17 protein-coding genes are annotated in these 17566 nt (G+C 44.7%); 6 read left to right on the top strand and 11 right to left on the bottom strand.

Annotated elements, in window-relative coordinates; genetic code table 11:
• The first annotated feature begins 235 nt into the window (after positions 1 to 235).
• The 3 genes from ggt (at position 236) to K5609_RS05260 (ending at position 5674) form a co-directional block, all read left to right on the top strand.
• Entirely contained in the window at positions 236 to 1975 is a 1740-nt protein-coding gene (gene ggt, locus K5609_RS05270) for a gamma-glutamyltransferase (RefSeq protein WP_221076272.1), read from the top strand.
• 104 nt (positions 1976 to 2079) lie between these two features.
• The gene (locus K5609_RS05265) at positions 2080 to 5106 is read left to right on the top strand and encodes an Lcl C-terminal domain-containing protein (protein WP_221076271.1); all 3027 of its coding nucleotides are present in this window, start codon (positions 2080 to 2082) and stop codon (positions 5104 to 5106) included.
• A 121-nt stretch (positions 5107 to 5227) separates the two neighbouring features.
• Positions 5228 to 5674: an Lcl C-terminal domain-containing protein gene (locus K5609_RS05260; RefSeq protein WP_221076270.1), complete on the top strand. Its 447-nt coding sequence runs from the start codon at positions 5228 to 5230 to the stop codon at positions 5672 to 5674.
• A 39-nt stretch (positions 5675 to 5713) separates the two neighbouring features.
• On the opposite strand, the gene nqrM is transcribed toward K5609_RS05260, so the two are convergent.
• The 11 genes from nqrM to K5609_RS05205 form a co-directional block, all read right to left on the bottom strand.
• A complete protein-coding gene (gene nqrM / locus K5609_RS05255; RefSeq protein WP_016400311.1) occupies positions 5714 to 5950 on the bottom strand; it encodes a (Na+)-NQR maturation NqrM in 237 nt (78 codons plus the stop codon).
• A gap of 17 nt (positions 5951 to 5967) precedes the next feature.
• The gene (locus K5609_RS05250; RefSeq protein ID WP_221076269.1) at positions 5968 to 6993 is read right to left on the bottom strand and encodes an FAD:protein FMN transferase; all 1026 of its coding nucleotides are present in this window, start codon (positions 6991 to 6993) and stop codon (positions 5968 to 5970) included.
• 3 nt (positions 6994 to 6996) lie between these two features.
• Complete coding sequence (nqrF, locus tag K5609_RS05245) at positions 6997 to 8220, bottom strand: NADH:ubiquinone reductase (Na(+)-transporting) subunit F (protein ID WP_016400313.1); 1224 nt, start codon at positions 8218 to 8220, stop codon at positions 6997 to 6999.
• Between the two features lie 31 nt (positions 8221 to 8251).
• Positions 8252 to 8860: an NADH:ubiquinone reductase (Na(+)-transporting) subunit E gene (gene nqrE / locus K5609_RS05240; RefSeq protein WP_016400314.1), complete on the bottom strand. Its 609-nt coding sequence runs from the start codon at positions 8858 to 8860 to the stop codon at positions 8252 to 8254.
• 4 nt (positions 8861 to 8864) lie between these two features.
• Positions 8865 to 9497 carry an NADH:ubiquinone reductase (Na(+)-transporting) subunit D gene (locus K5609_RS05235; protein WP_016400315.1) on the bottom strand — a complete coding sequence of 211 codons (633 nt, stop codon included), beginning with the start codon at positions 9495 to 9497 and terminating at the stop codon, positions 8865 to 8867.
• On the bottom strand, positions 9490 to 10275 hold the full coding sequence (locus K5609_RS05230; protein WP_221076268.1) for a Na(+)-translocating NADH-quinone reductase subunit C: 786 nt from the start codon (positions 10273 to 10275) through the stop codon (positions 9490 to 9492). Before K5609_RS05230 ends, K5609_RS05235 begins: the two co-directional genes overlap by 8 nt.
• Positions 10265 to 11482, bottom strand: a complete 1218-nt coding sequence (locus tag K5609_RS05225; RefSeq protein WP_221076267.1) for an NADH:ubiquinone reductase (Na(+)-transporting) subunit B — start codon at positions 11480 to 11482, stop codon at positions 10265 to 10267. Before K5609_RS05225 ends, K5609_RS05230 begins: the two co-directional genes overlap by 11 nt.
• 2 nt (positions 11483 to 11484) lie before the next feature.
• Positions 11485 to 12825, bottom strand: coding sequence for a Na(+)-translocating NADH-quinone reductase subunit A (locus K5609_RS05220; RefSeq protein WP_221076266.1), 1341 nt, complete (start codon positions 12823 to 12825; stop codon positions 11485 to 11487).
• 296 nt (positions 12826 to 13121) lie between these two features.
• Positions 13122 to 14192, bottom strand: a complete 1071-nt coding sequence (locus K5609_RS05215; protein ID WP_221076265.1) for a TRAP transporter substrate-binding protein — start codon at positions 14190 to 14192, stop codon at positions 13122 to 13124.
• 31 nt (positions 14193 to 14223) lie between these two features.
• Positions 14224 to 14529 (bottom strand): BolA family protein, encoded by a 306-nt coding sequence (locus tag K5609_RS05210; protein ID WP_163132135.1) that lies wholly within the window; start codon positions 14527 to 14529, stop codon positions 14224 to 14226.
• 18 nt (positions 14530 to 14547) lie between these two features.
• Positions 14548 to 15135 (bottom strand): alpha-ketoglutarate-dependent dioxygenase AlkB family protein, encoded by a 588-nt coding sequence (locus tag K5609_RS05205; RefSeq protein WP_221076264.1) that lies wholly within the window; start codon positions 15133 to 15135, stop codon positions 14548 to 14550.
• Positions 15136 to 15233: 98 nt separating this feature from the next.
• Between K5609_RS05205 and K5609_RS05200 the strand changes: the two genes are divergently transcribed.
• The 3 genes from K5609_RS05200 to K5609_RS05190 are packed head-to-tail and all read left to right on the top strand — an operon-like array spanning position 15234 to position 17555.
• Positions 15234 to 16376, top strand: coding sequence for a methyltransferase (locus K5609_RS05200; RefSeq protein WP_221076263.1), 1143 nt, complete (start codon positions 15234 to 15236; stop codon positions 16374 to 16376).
• Positions 16377 to 16398: 22 nt separating this feature from the next.
• Positions 16399 to 16980 (top strand): YajG family lipoprotein, encoded by a 582-nt coding sequence (locus tag K5609_RS05195; RefSeq protein WP_221076262.1) that lies wholly within the window; start codon positions 16399 to 16401, stop codon positions 16978 to 16980.
• Entirely contained in the window at positions 16977 to 17555 is a 579-nt protein-coding gene (locus K5609_RS05190; RefSeq protein WP_221076261.1) for a peptidylprolyl isomerase, read from the top strand. Before K5609_RS05195 ends, K5609_RS05190 begins: the two co-directional genes overlap by 4 nt.
• Positions 17556 to 17566 lie beyond the last annotated feature (11 nt).

Below are 17566 nucleotides of genomic sequence, written 5' to 3'. Positions count from 1 at the left end.
ACAAATCACGGTCGCAATTTAAATGCCAGCGTCGCCTACAAGCGACACCTAAATAGTGATAAAAGCCAAAACCGACGAGTTATGCGGCTTCAAGCTGTCTCTTATCTACGTCACCGCTGTGCTCAATTCTCACACAAATAGAAAAACCTGCATAAATTCAGTCATATAAACAAGCGATGGCGATTAATATATGGACTGCTACACTGGCTGAATACGCATTAAAAAAGGATTTAGCATGTTTACTCGCAGCCTCATTGCATCAACACTAATAATTAGCGGCTTTTGCTACTCAAATAGCCAAAGCGCCGATGCTTATGCCCCAGAGTTAGCCAGCGGAGTGCAGGCTAAGACCGAGGTCACTGCCAAAAAATTCATGGTGTCGGCTGCTAACCCCTTAGCGGTTGAAGCCGGTTATGAGGTGCTAAAAGCAGGCGGCAACGCCGTAGATGCAATGATTGCCGTACAAAGCGTACTAGGCTTGGTTGAACCGCAATCCTCAGGTATTGGTGGCGGCGCTTTTGTAGTGTATTACGATGCAGCCAAGCAACAACTCACCACCTTTGACGCCCGAGAAACCGCCCCTTCACAAGTTGATGCTGGCTTGTTTTTGGACCAACAAGGTAAACCACTAAAGTTTTATGATGCGGTGGTAGGTGGACGTTCAGTAGGCACACCTGGAGTTATCGCGCTGTTTGAAGAAATGCATCAGCGTTACGGTAGCAGCAAATGGCAAGATTTGTTTAAACCGGCAATCGGCTTAGCCAAAGAAGGCTTTAGAGTGAGCCCGCGATTGGCTAAGCTAATTGCTGGCGACGCTGAACGGCTGGGCCGCTACCCAGAGGCTCGTAACTACTTTTTTGATGACTCAGCCGAGCCTTTACACGAAGGGCACTTACTACAAAACCCTGATTACGCTAGCACCTTACAGTTGGTCGCAGAGCAAGGCGCTTCAGGTTTTTATCAAGGTGATACCGCCAAAGCAATTGTTGCCGCGGTTGGGCAATTCAATGACAATCCGGGTTTGCTTAGTAAAAAAGATCTAGCTAATTACCAAGTAAAACAGCGCCCTGCCCTTTGCTCTGCTTACTTTCAATACTCAATATGTGGCATGGGGCCACCGAGTTCAGGCGCAAGTACCCTTGGACAGATCCTCGGTATTGCTGCACATTACCCCTTGGCAGATTGGGGACCTAATAATCCACAAAGCTGGCGTATTCTCGGCGATGCTTCTCGCCTAGCCTTTGCGGACCGAGGCGCCTACCTTGCCGACAGTGATTTTGTCGACGTGCCACTTAGCAACTTACTAAGCCCTGAGTACCTCGCCAAGCGCGCTAAGCTGTTAAGTGGTGATAAAGCCTTAACCTCAGTAAGCCCTGGCGAGTTGCCTTTAAACGCCTATCGCAGCATAGACCAAAGCCTAGAACTTCCTTCTACCACTCACATCAGTATTGTGGATGCCCAAGGCAACGTATTGTCGATGACCAGTAGCATTGAGAATGCCTTTGGTTCGAGAGTATTTGTAAAAGGATTCTTACTAAACAATCAGCTGACTGACTTCTCATTTGTCGCTGAGAAAAACGGTAAGAAAGTGGCGAACGGAGTCGCAGCCAATAAACGCCCTCGCTCTTCTATGGCGCCAACCATTGTTATGGAAAACAAACAGCCAATTATTGCCATTGGCTCACCGGGCGGTAGTAGCATTATCGGCTATGTAGCACAGAGTTTAGTTAACCACTTAAGCTGGGGAATGAGCCTACAACAAGCGGTTGAACAGCCTCATTTAAACAATCGTTTTGGCACCTTTGAGTTGGAAGCCAATACAGCCGCTGCAGATCAGCAATCGGCTTTAGAAGCCTTAGGCTACAAAACCAAAATCAAAGATATGACTTCGGGTTTACAAGGCATAAGGATCTACCCCGATAGGTTAGAAGGTGCGGCTGATCCGCGCAGAGAAGGTATTGCCAAAGGGGATTGATAAAAATATGTTAAAAGCCCAACAATCTCGCTACACTCATTATCTTCTATACTAGAAGGGCTAAAGTTGTTAGCCAATATGGTATTAGCTGATAAGGAAGGTTGATGTTAAAAAAGAAACTCTTAGGCATGCTTGTTTTACTTTTTTCATCACTGTTATTAAGCGCCTGTGGTAGCGACAATTCGAACGCAAAAATTGCGGTAGATGCAGGCCAAAACCTAATGGTTAACGAAAACCAAGCGGTAGAAATTAGCGGAACCTTAAAAGATCCAGATATGCAGCTCTCAGAGGCTATCTGGGAGCAGCGTTCAGGTATAGCGGTTGATTTAACTAACTCAAATGGTTTGCTGTTAAGCTTTATTGCCCCCTCTGTTAACCAAACTGAAATACTACGTTTTGAATTCAGCGCTAGCACTGAAGCGGGCAAGGTATATTCCGACACCCTTGACGTTACGGTACTTAACTTCAACCAAGCGCCACAAATTATTTTGGCTGCATCACGCCAAGTTGCTGAGTTGCAAACGATAGCGCTACAAGCCCAAGTGAGTGATGCCGACAGCCAACTAATTAGCTATCAGTGGCGGCAAATACTGAGCGACAATCAAACTCCACTAAACACCACAGAGACCGATAAAGCAGATTTAAGTGTAGATATTCCCGCACTTAGTTCAGTACAGAGTTATCAGTTTGAACTGAGTGCTACGGATGAGCAACAAGCCACTAGTAGCAAAGAAATCACGGTTAATGCTTACCCTGCATTACAAGGTAGGGCTGTAGATGACCCAATTAGCCAATCTACTGTTAGTTTAAAAGATTGGCATAGCGGTGCGCTAATAGCACAAACTCAAACTGACGAGTTGGGATACTTTGAGTTTTTGCTAGATACTGACAGTCGTGATTTTTTGGTTGAAATTGATGGCGGTCAGATAAACGGCGAAGCCTTTGTTGGCCGTATGAACAGCGCATGCGAGTTCAATGATCGCCGCCAATGTAACGTCACCCCCATATCTAGCTTAATACTTAGCTACGCTGCTAGAAACGACTTACAAGACCTTAGTCAACAGGGACAATGGGTCAGTGATATAGAAGCCTTAATGGGTAATATAAGCCCTGACCCATTCTTAAATACCGACAGCACTAATGTTGATGTAGAGAGTCTTCGCGCAGCAATAGGAAACCAAGGCGAAAACCTTCAAACATGGCTTTCACTAGTAGTAGATTACCTCAATGAGCCCAATAATACGCAGCTCAAAGAACAAATTGAGCAGGGGTTTAACAACCTTAATTTCCCTCCAAGCGTGGAAGCAGGAAGTGACCAAACTGTTAATGAACAAAGCACGGTAGTCGTTAGCGCTAGCGCCAGCGATAGCAATGGCCCCATTGCTAGCTACGTCTGGAGGCAACTTAGTGGCACCGAGGTGACCCTGAACAACGCTAATAGCGCGATAGCCAGTTTCACCTCCCCTACTCTCTTGTTACCTGAGACCTTAGTGTTTCAAATAACGGTTACCGATAATAAAGGCGATAGCGCTACCGATACACTCTCAGTTAGCGTAAACCCAATAAACACTGGGCCAATAGTGACTACTGGTGCAGCTCAAAGTGTTAATGAGCAAACTAGCGTGATGTTAACCGTGAACGCTAGCGATGCCGATGGCAATATTGCTAGCTATACGTGGACACAGCTTAGTGGCACCAATGTAATCCTGAGCGACGCAAACACCGCAATCGCTAGTTTTACCTCCCCCACTATAGTGACCTCAGAAAATTTGGTCTTTCAAGTACTCGTTACCGATAACGAAGGTGTGAGCCAAATTGGACTAACACAAGTCACCGTAAACCCGGTGAATACCGCCCCAACTGTTTCAGCAGGTAACGACCAAACTATTGATGAACAAAACAATGTATCGCTGAATGCAACAGCCAACGATACCGATGGCAGCATTGCCACTTATCAGTGGCAGCAAACCGCTGGAGTGACAGTTAGCCTACAAGATGCCAATACAGCAAATGCCAGCTTTATAGCCCCTGAAGTGAGCGGCGATAGCGTTGTACAACTTGAAGTAACCGTAACAGACAACGAAGGGATTAGTGCAAGTGACAACGTAAGTATTACCATTGCTAATAACTTCTCCCCCACGGCTGACATAATCGCTCCCGTTCTGGTAAGGGAAACAGAATTAGTCGTTTTAGACGGCAGCGGTTCGAGTGACACTGAAACAGCAAGTTTGCAGTACCAATGGCAACAAACCGACAATAGCGGTATTAGCATTGCTTTTGCAGATAGTAGCCTTGAACAACTTCAATTTACCGCTCCAAATGTTACCACTTCGATAGTAGTAGCTATTTCCTTAACAGTCAGCGATGAAGGTGGCAAAACCGCGACTAACCAAGTAAGCATTGCGCTAACGCCAAGTAATACCAACTTAGCGCCAATTAACGATACTGGGATTAGTACCTGTGCAGATTATGCCTTCGGCGCCAGTGAGTCTCATCAAAATTCAATTGATTGTAATCTGACCACCGATGCCGATGGTGACTCGGTCCCTCAAGATCAAGACGGTCACGTTGGTAGAGACATTAACGCCTCAAATAACGATGATGGAAAACTCGGCTTTAGCTTTATTAAATTAGATAGCCAAGGGCAAGCTCTAAATGCAGATGCCACCTCTTGGTCCTGTGTATTAGATACTGTGACTGAGCTAATATGGGAGGTCAAAACCACCGACAGTGGCTTACAAGACATTCACCATAACTATAGCTGGTTAGACAATAACAATAGCCAAAATGGCGGCAACAGTGGTGCCGCTGATGCAGGTAGTTGCGTAGGTACATGTGATACCGAAAGTTATGTGAATAGCGTAAATGCCCTAAGTTTGTGTGGTTTAACTAACTGGCGAGTGCCGGCATATCCAGAGCTACAATCCTTAGTTGACTATAGCCAAACTAATTTCGCCATCGAAAACGATTACTTTCCAAACACAGATAACGATGGGTACTGGACATCAAGCACGCTATCCCAATTCAACAGTGCAGCATGGAGAGTGAATTTCAATTTAACTATTGATAGACTTCCATTTGCGCTTAAGTCTGAAACTTTACCTGTGAGGCTAGTTCATGACCTTCCTTAAACTAAAATTGAACACCGCGAATTCCGATACGCAATTATCAATAAATTACTCTCTTGGATGCTTAGTCATTGTTACCGCTTGTTTGTTAACACCTCTACCCGCTCTCAGTGCTAGCATTTGCTTGGCATCATCACCATTAACTGCTCCAGATAGCCGATTTGTTGATAACAACGACCAAACTATTTCAGACCAAGAAACCAATTTGATGTGGGCCCGCTGTAGTGTAGGAAGAACTTGGGATGGCAGCACCTGCACTGGTGCAGCGCTAAGCCTGACCTGGAAACAAGCCGTTGAAGAGGGCCCCAACTCAACGCTCGCTGGATACAACGATTGGCGCCTACCTAATGTAAAAGAGCTTAGCCACCTAATAGAATACAGCTGTTATGACCCAGCGATTAACGAGAACATCTTTCCCTCTGCTTTAGGGGTTTCGATACCTTATTGGACAGCAACCCCTGATAGCCTTACTACAACCAAAGCTTGGTTTATCAAATTTATTAGTGGCGAAATAGACTTAGATAAAAAAGACGATGATTATGCAGTGCGCTTAGTAAGAGGCGGATTGTAAATCACAAGATATAAAAAAGCGCCGTGAGGCGCTTTTTATTTAGATGATTCGATGTTCATCTAACATCGCTTGGCGAGCCTTTTTCTTTTGCTCTACCAAGGCCATTTTGGCTTTGCGTTTATCGCAAGGCTCGGGACAGTCACACACCTTTTCGATGCCTAAAGAAGCAATTCCGCCACAGCTTCCGCTAATGGTTTTCTTTTGGAAAATGTAGCCCACAGCCATGGCGGCAATAACCACCATGAAGAAAATGAATGTCACCAAAAAATAAGCCATTACGACTCCTTATTCTGTTATTGGACTACAAAAGGCACAAATTTGGCACTGATATGCTCAACAAATTCGTTCTCTTGCTTCTCGATAATATACACCGCTAGCTGCTTAGCTTCAGCAAATTCCATCGCTTGCTCCACTCCCATTACCGTAAATGCGGTGGCGTAAGCGTCGGCCATCATGCTGGTTTCATCGATAACGGTTACCGACACAATATGGTTGGCAATCGGTTTACCGGTATTTGGATTGATGGTGTGTGAATATCTGACCCCATCTTGCTCAAAATAATTTCGATAATCACCCGATGTCGCTAAACCATTATCACCCGGTGCAATCACTTTTTGAACCGCCCGCTGTTCAGCCAAGGGTTTCTCTACAGCAATGCGCCAGCCAAGGGCTTTGTCATTGTGACCTTTTAGGCGTAACTCACCACCAATATCGACCATGTAGTTCAAGTAACCTTCAGCTTCCAGCAAATCGGCAACACGATCTACTCCGTGGCCTTTTGCAATAGCTGATAAATCCACATAAAGCTCAGGTAGATCCTTTGACAACTTACCAGCATTCAAACTTAAGTGATGGTAGCCAATTTTAGCACGAGTTTCGTCAAGTAGCTGGTCATTAGGTCGCTTCTCAGGACGCCCCTCAGGTCCAAAGCCCCACAAGTTGACCAGCGGACCTACGGTTACGTCAAAAGCACCATTAGACTCTTCTGAGAGCTGTAAAGAGGCTTCAATCACCAAAGCTAGATTATCTGAAATGCTAATCGCCTGATTACTAGAGTGCTGGTTAAAACGTGACAATTCAGAATCGGCTATGTAGGTAGACATCTCTTGATTGACTTGTTGTAACACTTGGTCAATTTTAGCTTGCAGCTTGTCGCCATCTGGCAGTTTGGCCTCAGGCTCAACTAACTTTATTTGGTAATAGGTTCCCATAGTGCGCCCTTCAATTTGTAAGGTATACAAATTGTTTTGCTCACTACAGCCACTAATAAAAAAGGCTAGCCCAAGCAGGGCTAGCCAATAATGCTTCACTAAACTCACGGTTTAGCCACCAAAGTCATCAAGTAGAATGTTTTCGTCTTCCACGCCTAAATCTTTAAGCATGTTAATAACAGCAGCATTCATTACCGGTGGACCACACATGTAGTACTCACAATCTTCTGGGGCATCGTGGTCACGTAAGTAGTTTTCAAACAATACGTTGTGAATGAAGCCTGTTTTACCTTCCCAATCGTCTCCAGGTTGCGGATCAGATAGAGCAACATGCCATTCAAAGTTTTCGTTTTCACGGGCCAACATATCGAAGTCTTCTTCATAGAAGATCTCACGACGTGAACGTGCACCATACCAGAAGCTAATTTTACGCTTCGAGCTCAATCGCTTAAGCTGGTCGAAAATGTGCGAACGCATAGGTGCCATACCTGCACCACCACCAATAAATACCATTTCAGCATCGGTTTCTTTCGCGAAGAACTCACCAAATGGACCAGAGATAGTAACTTTATCACCTGCTTTTAGGTTAAAGATGTACGAGGACATCTTACCGCAAGGTAGGCTCATGTTATTTGGCGGCGGCGTAGCAATACGCACGTTCAACATGATGATGCCTTCTTCCTCTGGGTAGTTAGCCATTGAGTAAGCACGAATGGTTTCTTCGTCAACTTTAGATTCTAAGTTGAAGAAACCAAAGTGTTCCCAGTCGCCACGGTATTGCTCTTCAACATCAAAGTCAGAGTACTTAACGTGGTGAGCCGGAGCTTCAATTTGAATGTAACCACCAGCACGGAATGGTACTGATTCACCATCAGGAATTTGTAATTTAAGCTCTTTAATAAAGGTTGCTTTGTTATCGTTAGAAATAACTTCACAATCCCATTTTTTCACACCAAAAATTTCTTCTGGTAACGAAATTTTCATGTCTTGCTTAACATTAACCTGACAGGCTAAACGTAAACCAGTAGCAGCATCACGCTTGCTAATATGATCTAATTCAGTAGGAAGAATATCACCGCCACCTTCATGAATGTGAACATGACATTGACCACAAGAGCCACCGCCACCACAGGCAGAAGATACGAAGATACCTGAATTACCTAATACACCCAGCAACTTACTACCCGCTTGAGTAGTAATCGCCTTGGCAGGATCATCATTAATTAAAATTTGAATGTCACCAGAACTTACCAGCTTAGACTTAGCAAACAAAATGATTGTTACTAAAGCCAAGACGAGCAAGGTAAACATGGTTACGCCGAGAATAATTTCCATCGACTAATTTTCCTTGTAGTTATTGGCCGTCTTAAAGCTGAACGCCTGAGAACGACATAAACGCCATTGCCATTAAACCTACGGTGATAAAGGTAATACCTAAACCACGTAAACCATCTGGCACGTCTGAATACTTCATTTTTTCTCGAATACCGGCTAGCGCCACAATGGCTAACATCCAACCGATACCACTACCTATACCGTATACCAAAGATTCGCCAAGGTTGTACTCACGCTGAACCATGAACGACACACCACCAAAGATGGCACAGTTAACGGTAATCAACGGTAAGAAGATACCTAGAGCTTGGTACAAGGCCGGGAAGTACTTATCTAATACCATTTCTAGTATTTGTACTAAGGCAGCAATAACACCAATAAAGGTAATGAAGCCCAAAAAGCTTAAATCGGCATTTGGCAAGCCAGCCCAGCTTAGCGCGCCAGGAGCCAATAAGTTGAAGTAGATAAGCTGGTTTACTGGTACTGAGATACCCAATACCACAATAACCGCTACACCCAAGCCAAATGCAGTTTTAACTTTCTTAGAAACCGCTAGGAAGGTACACATACCTAGCAAGAAAGCTAAAGCCATATTTTCAATGAAAATAGAGCGAACTAACAAACTAATATAATGTTCCACTCGATTACTCCTTCGGCTCTACTTGCTCTGGGTATGCAGTACGCAAGGCCCAAATCAACAAACCAATAATGAAGAATGCCGAAGCAGGTAATAACAATAAGCCGTTTGGTTGGTACCAACCGCCATTGTTGATCAATGGCATAATTTCGATGCCAAATAGCGAGCCCGAACCAAATAGTTCACGAACAGCACCTACCGACATCAAAATAGCACCATAGCCTAAGCCATTACCGATACCATCAAGGAATGATTTAAACGGTGGTTCCTTCATTGCGAAGGCTTCTGCACGGCCCATTACAATACAGTTGGTAATAATCAAACCAACAAATACCGAGAGCTGCTTAGAAATGTCGTAAACCACCGCCTTCAGCACTTGGTCTACCACAATTACCAATGAAGCAATAATCGCCATTTGAACGATGATTCGTACACTGCTAGGAATGTGATTACGAATCATAGAGATGAACAAGTTAGAGAACGCAGTAACAACAATTACGGCTAGGGTCATTACAAACGCAGTTTCTAACTTACTGGTTACCGCTAATGCAGAACAAACACCAAGCACTTGCAGCGCGATAGGGTTGTTTGCAAAAACAGGCCCAAATAGAACCTTTTTGGTTTCCTTAGCATCAGCCATTGTTTAGGCCTCCCTGTTGCAACTTGGCAAGGAACTTACCAAAGCCTTTATCACTTAACCAAAATTTGAAGGTGGCATCGACACCGTTACTGGTTAGCGTTGCACCAGATAATCCGTCCACTTCGTAAAGTGAGTCGGCTGGAGCACTACCTTTAATCACAGAGATCGCAGTATCGCCGTTTTCATCAAACAGCTTTTTGCCGATGAACTTGTCTTGCCACAATGGATTGGCTACTTCACCACCTAAACCAGGAGTTTCCCCTTGGTCATAGTAAACAATCGCATCAACGGTATTGCCGTCTGGCTGAATAGCCAAGAACGCGTACATAGTTGACCAAAGACCACGACCATGTACTGGCAAAATAACCCGTTCAATTTCGCCTTGCTCGTCTTTAACAAGATACACGCTAGCAAGGTTAGAACGACGAACGATACCAGCAATATCTTCTTCGCTAGATAAACGAATGCTAGTAGCAGGATCTTTAGCTGATTTACGTTGTTCGAAAGTCGCTGGGTCAATTTGGTCTTGAGCAACAAACTCACCGGTTTCGATATCAATTACCCGCGGTTCAATAACCTGCGAATAAACCTCTGCTACATTGCGACCATCTAGCGCTACACCAGATACCGCTAAAATGTTTTTCTGTTTATCTTCAACCGCATTCTGTTGTTGCATGCCACGTAGGCCAACTGCCGCAAGAGATACCACAATTGAACATACTAAACTTACGCCAACAACAACCTTAATGGTTTTGGCTAAGGAATCATTACTGGCCATCGCGAGCAAGCCTCCGTTTGATATTGGCTTGAACTACAAAGTAGTCAAAAATTGGAGCAAACAAATTAGCGAATAGAATTGCCAACATCATGCCTTCTGGAAATGCAGGGTTAACTACACGAATTAACACCACCATCACACCAATTAAGCCGCCATACCACCATTTACCTTTGTTAGTAAATGAAGCTGATACAGGGTCGGTTGCCATAAAGAACATACCTAAAGCAAAGCCACCAAGTACCAAGTGCCAATGAGGAGGCAATTGGAACATCATGTTGCTGTCGGAGCCAACCATGTTCAATAGCAAGCTGCTAATCACCATACCAACCAATACACCAGCAACAATGCGCCAAGATGCAATACGCGTGAAGATGAGGAACAAACCACCTAGCGCTAACAAGAAGGTTGAGGTTTCGCCACTTGAACCTTGAATAAAGCCAAAGAATGCGTCGCTCCAAGAGATACCTTGGTCAACCAAACCTTGCATGCCTTCTGCTGCAACAACACTTAGTGCTGTTGCGCCAGAGTAACCGTCTACCGCGGTCCATACCGCATCACCAGAAATGGCAGTTGGGTAAGCAAAGAATAGGAAAGCACGACCAGCTAAAGCAGGGTTTAAGAAGTTTTTACCGGTACCGCCAAATACTTCTTTCGCCACTACAACACCAAAGGTGATACCTAAGGCAACTTGCCATAGCGGCATGGTTGCAGGCAGCGTAAGTGCAAATAAGATAGAGGTAACAAAGAAACCTTCGTTAACTTCGTGGCCACGTACAGAAGCAAACAATACTTCCCAAAAGCCACCTACGGCGAAAGCGGTTAGATAAATAGGCAAAAAGAAAATTGCCCCGTATATCATCGACGCTATCCAGCCAGCTTCGGCCCCCGTTGGAACCCCTAGCATGCTAATTAGCGCGCCATGCCAATCGTCTGGTACGGTACCAGCACCTGCGATAATTGCTTCATTAGCCTGGATACCCGCGTTGTACATGCCAAAGAACATAGCTGGCATTAACGCAACCCAAACAAAAATCATGATACGTTTTAAGTCAATCGCATCACGTACGTGAGTGTTTTTCTTAGTTACCAAGCCTGGCGAGTATAAAAACGTCGCTACTGCTTCGTATAAAGCGAACCACTTTTCATGCTTACCGCCAGGTAAGAATTGTGGTTCAATCTTTTCAATATAATCTTTCATACTGCTCATGCTTAACCTTCCTTCTCAATCTTGGTCAAACAATCACGTAGCACGCTGCCGTACTCGTATTTGCCAGGACACACAAAGGTACACAGTGCCAAATCTTCTTCATCTAGCTCTAAACAACCTAGTTGTTGAGCACTGTCGGTATCATTAGCCAACAAATCTCGAAGCAATAGAGTAGGCAAAATATCTAGCGGCATAATGCGCTCATACTGACCAATTGGCACCATTGCACGCGCACTACCACCGGTAGTTGTTGTGAATGGGAACAATTTGCTCTTATTAAGGCCAGAGATAAATATTCGCGCTAAAGAGAACTTACTGGTACCAGGCACAGCCCACCCCATGAACTCTTTCTCATAGCCTTCTTCCAGCGCAACAACTTGTTGGTGATAACGACCAATATAAGCGTTAGGACCAGTAGCATGGTTCCCCATAAGCACTGAGCCAGAGATAACGCGGTGCTCGCCGTCAACCAGCTCTCCATCGGTCAACTCAACAACGTTAGCGCCTAACTCGGTACGCACTAAACGAGGCTCTTTAACCACCGGACCAGCCAAAGAAACAACACGTTGGTTGTAAATTTTGCCGCTAGCAAACAGGTGACCAAATGCAATCACCTCTTGGTAAGAAAGCGTCCAAACTGTGCGCTGAGCACTAGCAGGCTTTAAGGTATGAATATGCGTTCCAGCTAAACCTGCTGGATGCGGGCCAGCAAATACGTGTTCTTCAACACGGGCTGCATCCGACTTAGGTAAGCTATCATTTGCCTTACAAACAAATACTTCCCCAGCAGTTAAACGAGACAAAACACGTAAGCCTGTTAAATAAGCACTTTCGTTTTGGTCGATCACCACTTTTGGATCGGCAGCGAGAGGGTTAGTGTCGATGGCAGTAACAAAAATGGCAGAAGGTTCTGAGTCTACTGCTGGCACTTTGCTGTATGGACGAGTTCTTAAGCCAACCCATTGGCCTGACTTAACTAACTTGTCTACAATCACGGCGCGATCTGCGCTGTCGATTTCTGCATCGCTTAGGGCACCAAAATCAACACTATCGCCGTCTTGTTTTTCAATAACAACAGACTGCAATACTCGTTGGGCACCACGGTTAATTTCTTGAACAACGCCAGCACAAGGTGCGGTAAATATAACGCCGGGGTTCTTCTTATCTTCGAACAGCGTCTGACCTTGGCTTACCACATCACCCACTCGAACTTTCATTGTAGGACGCATGCCTACATAATCTTCTCCGAGTACAGCAACTTTGGTAATAATAGACGCGTCTACTATTTGCTGTTTGGGACCGCCTTTAATCGGCAGATCCAGTCCTTTATTTATTGTAATCATACTCTCTTACACATGTGTTGGGTCGGAAGACGAGCGATGATCCCTGTGTAACTTTTGTACTCAAAAATGGGTAGTTCAGCTAACAAGTCTTAGACAATTAACTAACAAGACACAGAAATCGCGTGTATTCTAGCACCAATTAATCCTATTTCTCCAAAGAAAAAGGCCAAAAACCTAAGCTATTCGACTTAAGTGTTAGAGGATTGTTAACAGACTTGTAAAACAAGTCATGCTTCCACCAAACAAAGCTCAAATTGCTGGCATATCACCATAATTTTTTTATGGTAATTTTTAGCCTATTCTAAGGTTGTTGGAACCAGCTCCACTTGATTGTACTTCAGCACTCCAAATTGGAATCGTTGATAACTATTGAGAACCTTTTCAAAGAACCGATCCTGCTGGGCTAACTCTTGAATAACTTCTACACTGTAACCTTTAAGCGAAGCAAGCACATCATCGGGGTAAGCTATTACCTCTACACCATGCTCATTAGCCAGCACATTGAGCGCTTCTATATTGTAGACCACATATTCGTTAAGGGTTTCTTGATTAACGACTTTGGTGGCATTTTCAACAATTCGTTGTAAATCAGCAGGCAAGGCGGAAAAAGCCTCTTGGTTTATCACAAATTCTAAGGTGGTACTGGGCTCGTGCCAGCCGGGGTAATAGTAGTAAGGTGCTACCTTATGAAAGCCAAACGCAAGGTCATTGTATGGTCCCACCCACTCAACCGCATCTAACTCACCAGACTGCAAAGCAGTATAAAGCTGCCCAGCGGGTAAATTTGTCGGCTGTCCGCCGGCCAGTTCAAGTACTCGCCCGCCTAAGCCAGGCAAGCGCATTTTTAAGTCTTTAAAATCCGCAATTTTAGTGATTTTTTTGTTGTACCAGCCACCCATTTGCGCGTCGGTATTGCCACCAGGAAATGGAATTAAGTTATACGGCGCATATAGTTCACGCCAAAGCTCTAAACCACCACCAAGGTAGAGCCATGCGTTAAGCTCTTTAGCTCGCATACCAAAGGGGACTGAACTGAAAAAAGCAGCAGCTGGAAGCTGGTCTTGCCAATAATAAGCCGCACTATGGCCCATCTCAGCCTTACCTTCAGAGACTACCTCAAATACTTCTAAAGCCTGATAAAGTTCTCCAGCACCATATACATTTACTTGCATACGGCCATTACTCATAGCGGCAACTTCTTCAGCAAAGCGCTCAGGTGTAGAACCCAAACCTGGTAGATGCTTTGGCCACGAGGTCACTAAAGTCCATGTATGCTCTACAGGCTGAGACTCACCTTGCTTAGCAGTGCGGTCAAAGCAACCATTTAACAGCAGCGCGAATAGCGCTACTTTTATATATGCCCGCATTAAACAATCCTTATTTGATGCAGTGTTTTAACTATTGTCCGCCACGACACTGCGGAGAATCAGGTACTTGTTGTTGCTCTGCCCATTGCGCAGGAGTGAGAGTATGCATCGCCAAGGCGTGAATCTCATTTTGCAGCTCTTCTGCCAACAACTGATTTACCGCACGATGGCGTTGGAGCAGACGCTTTCCTTCAAATGCTTCGCTTACAATGGTCACTTTAAAGTGGCTTTCAGAGCCTGCAGGCACGTTATGCATATTACTCTCATTCACCACTTCTAAATGCACTGGCGCAAAATGTTGCTGCAATTTATTAGTGATTAGTGTTTCAACCCGCATCTTTGCTTCCTGTAGAGATTAGTCATTTGGCATTGTATAACGAAAAGTAAAATTGATCCTCGGCTGTTTTACCCGTAATGCTTTCGGCAATCTATGCTGCCACTGATCTTGGCATAAGCCATTCATAACCAGTAAATCACCATGCCCTAATAAATACTCATGTTGTTGGTCTTTGGATTTATTACGAAATAAAAAACGTCGAGCATGCCCCAAACTTAACGAAGCAATAATCGGGTGTTTACCCAATTGTTTTTCGTTATCGCTGTGCCAGCCCATGTAATCGTGTCCATCTCGATAGTAGTTGAGCAATACACTATTAAACTGATGACCACTTTTCTGCTGCACTGCCAGCTTTAAGGGTATCAAGAAACTTGGCCACGCCATTGGTTTACGCCACTCACCGGAATAGCGATAGGCGGTATTGGCATCGCCAATCCACAAGGATAGTCGTGGCTCAAGGCAAGTTTTGCCAAATAGTTTGATGGTATGTTGTTGCCACGGTAAACCACTAAGCGATTGCTGATAGAGCGCCTCTGCAGATTCGGCTTTTAACCAACGCTGATGATGAACAATGTCTTCTAGTTTAATATCTTCTGCTAGCACCACGTACGACAGCCTATTTCCATATGGGTGTTGCTTTAGTTTAGCCCCCAACTTAGATACACTGCAGCCACTAATCAAGGCCTGCAGCGTACAAATCCAATATGAGTCATGAATTGCAAATTAACTCGCTCCAATTGAGCTTATCGCGCTACCCAAAACAAGCGGCTAGCGAACTACAAGCATGGAATGCAGCTGACGAATTAATGCTCAACTTTGCCTTTGAGCAAACTAGCGTGCCTCAGCAAATACTCATCATGAATGATGAATTTGGCGCCTTGGCATGTGCACTATTAGCTCATCCCCAATTTGCCAATAGCCAAATACATTGGCTCAGCGATTCCTTTATTGCACAGCAAGCCTTAGCAGAGAACCTACAAGCGAATAATCTTCATGCTAATGAGCGGCTCCAGCAACTAAGCAGCACCGTTAGCCTTCCCGCCTGTGAGTTGGTGTTAATGCGCCAGCCCAAAAGCCTCAACTATTTGGAATATCAACTGATAGCATTGCAGCAGATACTATTGGCAGACAGCCTGTTTGCTTGCGGAGTCATGCTAAAGAACTTGCCTAAGTCGGTATTCTCCTTGTTTGAAAAACACCTTGGCAAAGTCACAACCTCATTAGCAAAGAAAAAAGCGCGGCTGCTGTTTGGTCACTATCAAGGTATTCACTCGGCTAATCCTTATCCTAAGCAATGGAAGGTGGCTGAGCACCAATTTAGCTTGAACGACCACGCCAATGTGTTTTGTTTTGGCAAGTTAGATATTGGCAGTCGCTTTTTGTTAGACAACTTCCCGCAAGGTGATTTTAATCAGGTTATCGATTTAGGTTGTGGTAATGGTTTGCTAGGCTTGCAAGCGCTCAAACACTACCCCAACGCTCAGGTCTCTTTTTGTGACGAGTCAGCAATGGCGCTGGCGTCGGCTAAAAACAATGTGGCGCTTAACTTTCCCGAGCGTATCAACGACTGCAGCTTCAATCATGACAATGCCTTACAGCACCAAGCCGATGACAGTGCCGACTTAGTATTGTGTAATCCACCCTTTCATCAACAAAACACCATTTCTAGCCATATTGCGCAGCAAATGTTTGGTGATGCTAAGCGTTGTTTGCGCAGTAACGGTCGCTTGATCGTTGTTGCCAATCGACACTTGGGCTACCACCCACTGTTAAAATCTTACTTTGGCGGTTATAAGTTACTGGCGAGTAATAGCAAATTTGTTATTCTGAGCTGCACTAAGCGTTAATCCACTCATTAAGGTGAACAACTTGAAAACTCAGTTTTTATTGCCCGCTTTGCTCATAGGCGGCGTATTAGGGCTTAGCGCCTGTAGCAGCCAACCAGAACAGGTAGCATTAAACCCAAGCATTGAAGTGAATGATCCGGCTCAACACTCAATAATTGCAGCAATAAAATCTCAAGATTTACGCAGCAACCGCTTTTTAATTAGCATTCACCAAGAGGGTGAAGAACAAGCCCAGCTCATCTCAAGCAGCAGCAACTTGCGCCAAAACATCGAGCAACAGTTATCTGCGGCCTGGCAACAACAAGGTATTGGTTTTGTACCAGACTCACCTAATCTTATTACTATCGATATACTAGAGCTTGCTAATAAGGTAGAAGAAAGCAGCGTTAAACATGCCGCCAGCTCAACCATGCGCTTAAAAGTAACCATCGATACCCCTCACAAAACCTTAACCAAACAGTTTCGCTCTACCCACACTAACGAAGGCGCGTTTTCCGTCAATGTAACTAAGCAAAGTGAAGCCATGAGCTCACAGCTGTCTGAATTACTGACGCAAATCGCCAACGACCCGCAACTTATTGAAGTATTGGAGTATCAATTATGAACCTGGGCCTTATTCGCAGCACTTTAGTTGCGTTTGTTTTATCCGGCTTAAGCCTTAGCGCTAGCGCACAAACCTTAAAATTCATCACCAATCAAGGTGAATTTGAAATGGAACTAAAGGCTGAAGCAGCGCCTAAAACCGTTGCCAACTTTTTGCGCTATGTAGAAGACGGCAGCTTCAAAGGCACCTTGTTTCATCGCACTATTTCTAACTTTATGGTGCAAGGCGGCGGCTACTCAATTAACTACGAGAAGGTAGATGCCTATCGCCCTGTAGAAAATGAGTCGAAAACCGGCTTAAGCAATAAGCGCGGCACAGTAGCAATGGCTCGCACTAACGACCCACACAGCGCTACTCGCCAGTTCTTTATTAACGTTAACGACAATAGCTACTTAGACGGCAGCGCTAACAAATTTGGCTATACCGTATTTGCTGAAATCACTTCTGGCATGGATGTGGTCGATAGAATCGTAAACAAGCCAACCAAAACCGGACCTATCCCTGGAATGCGCAATGTTCCGATGGAAAAAGTCATTATCGAAGATGTATTAATTGTTGACGAAAACCAACCGTAAACTCGCCACAA

The organism is Agarivorans aestuarii (genome assembly GCF_019670125.1).
Classification (GTDB): Bacteria; Pseudomonadota; Gammaproteobacteria; order Enterobacterales; family Celerinatantimonadaceae; genus Agarivorans; species Agarivorans aestuarii.
Note: the sequence above shows the minus strand (reverse complement) of the source record. Positions and strands in the feature narration are given on the sequence as shown.

Coding starts and splice junctions, on each gene's coding strand:
- ggt (WP_221076272.1), top strand. CDS start 236: ATGTTTACTCGCAGCCTCATTGCATCAACACTAATAATTAGCGGCTTT.
- K5609_RS05265 (WP_221076271.1), top strand. CDS start 2,080: ATGTTAAAAAAGAAACTCTTAGGCATGCTTGTTTTACTTTTTTCATCA.
- nqrM (WP_016400311.1), bottom strand. CDS start 5,950: ATGGCTTATTTTTTGGTGACATTCATTTTCTTCATGGTGGTTATTGCC.
- nqrF (WP_016400313.1), bottom strand. CDS start 8,220: ATGGAAATTATTCTCGGCGTAACCATGTTTACCTTGCTCGTCTTGGCT.
- K5609_RS05235 (WP_016400315.1), bottom strand. CDS start 9,497: ATGGCTGATGCTAAGGAAACCAAAAAGGTTCTATTTGGGCCTGTTTTT.
- K5609_RS05230 (WP_221076268.1), bottom strand. CDS start 10,275: ATGGCCAGTAATGATTCCTTAGCCAAAACCATTAAGGTTGTTGTTGGC.
- K5609_RS05225 (WP_221076267.1), bottom strand. CDS start 11,482: ATGAGCAGTATGAAAGATTATATTGAAAAGATTGAACCACAATTCTTA.
- K5609_RS05220 (WP_221076266.1), bottom strand. CDS start 12,825: ATGATTACAATAAATAAAGGACTGGATCTGCCGATTAAAGGCGGTCCC.
- K5609_RS05215 (WP_221076265.1), bottom strand. CDS start 14,192: ATGCGGGCATATATAAAAGTAGCGCTATTCGCGCTGCTGTTAAATGGT.
- K5609_RS05210 (WP_163132135.1), bottom strand. CDS start 14,529: ATGCGGGTTGAAACACTAATCACTAATAAATTGCAGCAACATTTTGCG.
- K5609_RS05200 (WP_221076263.1), top strand. CDS start 15,234: ATGAGTCATGAATTGCAAATTAACTCGCTCCAATTGAGCTTATCGCGC.
- K5609_RS05190 (WP_221076261.1), top strand. CDS start 16,977: ATGAACCTGGGCCTTATTCGCAGCACTTTAGTTGCGTTTGTTTTATCC.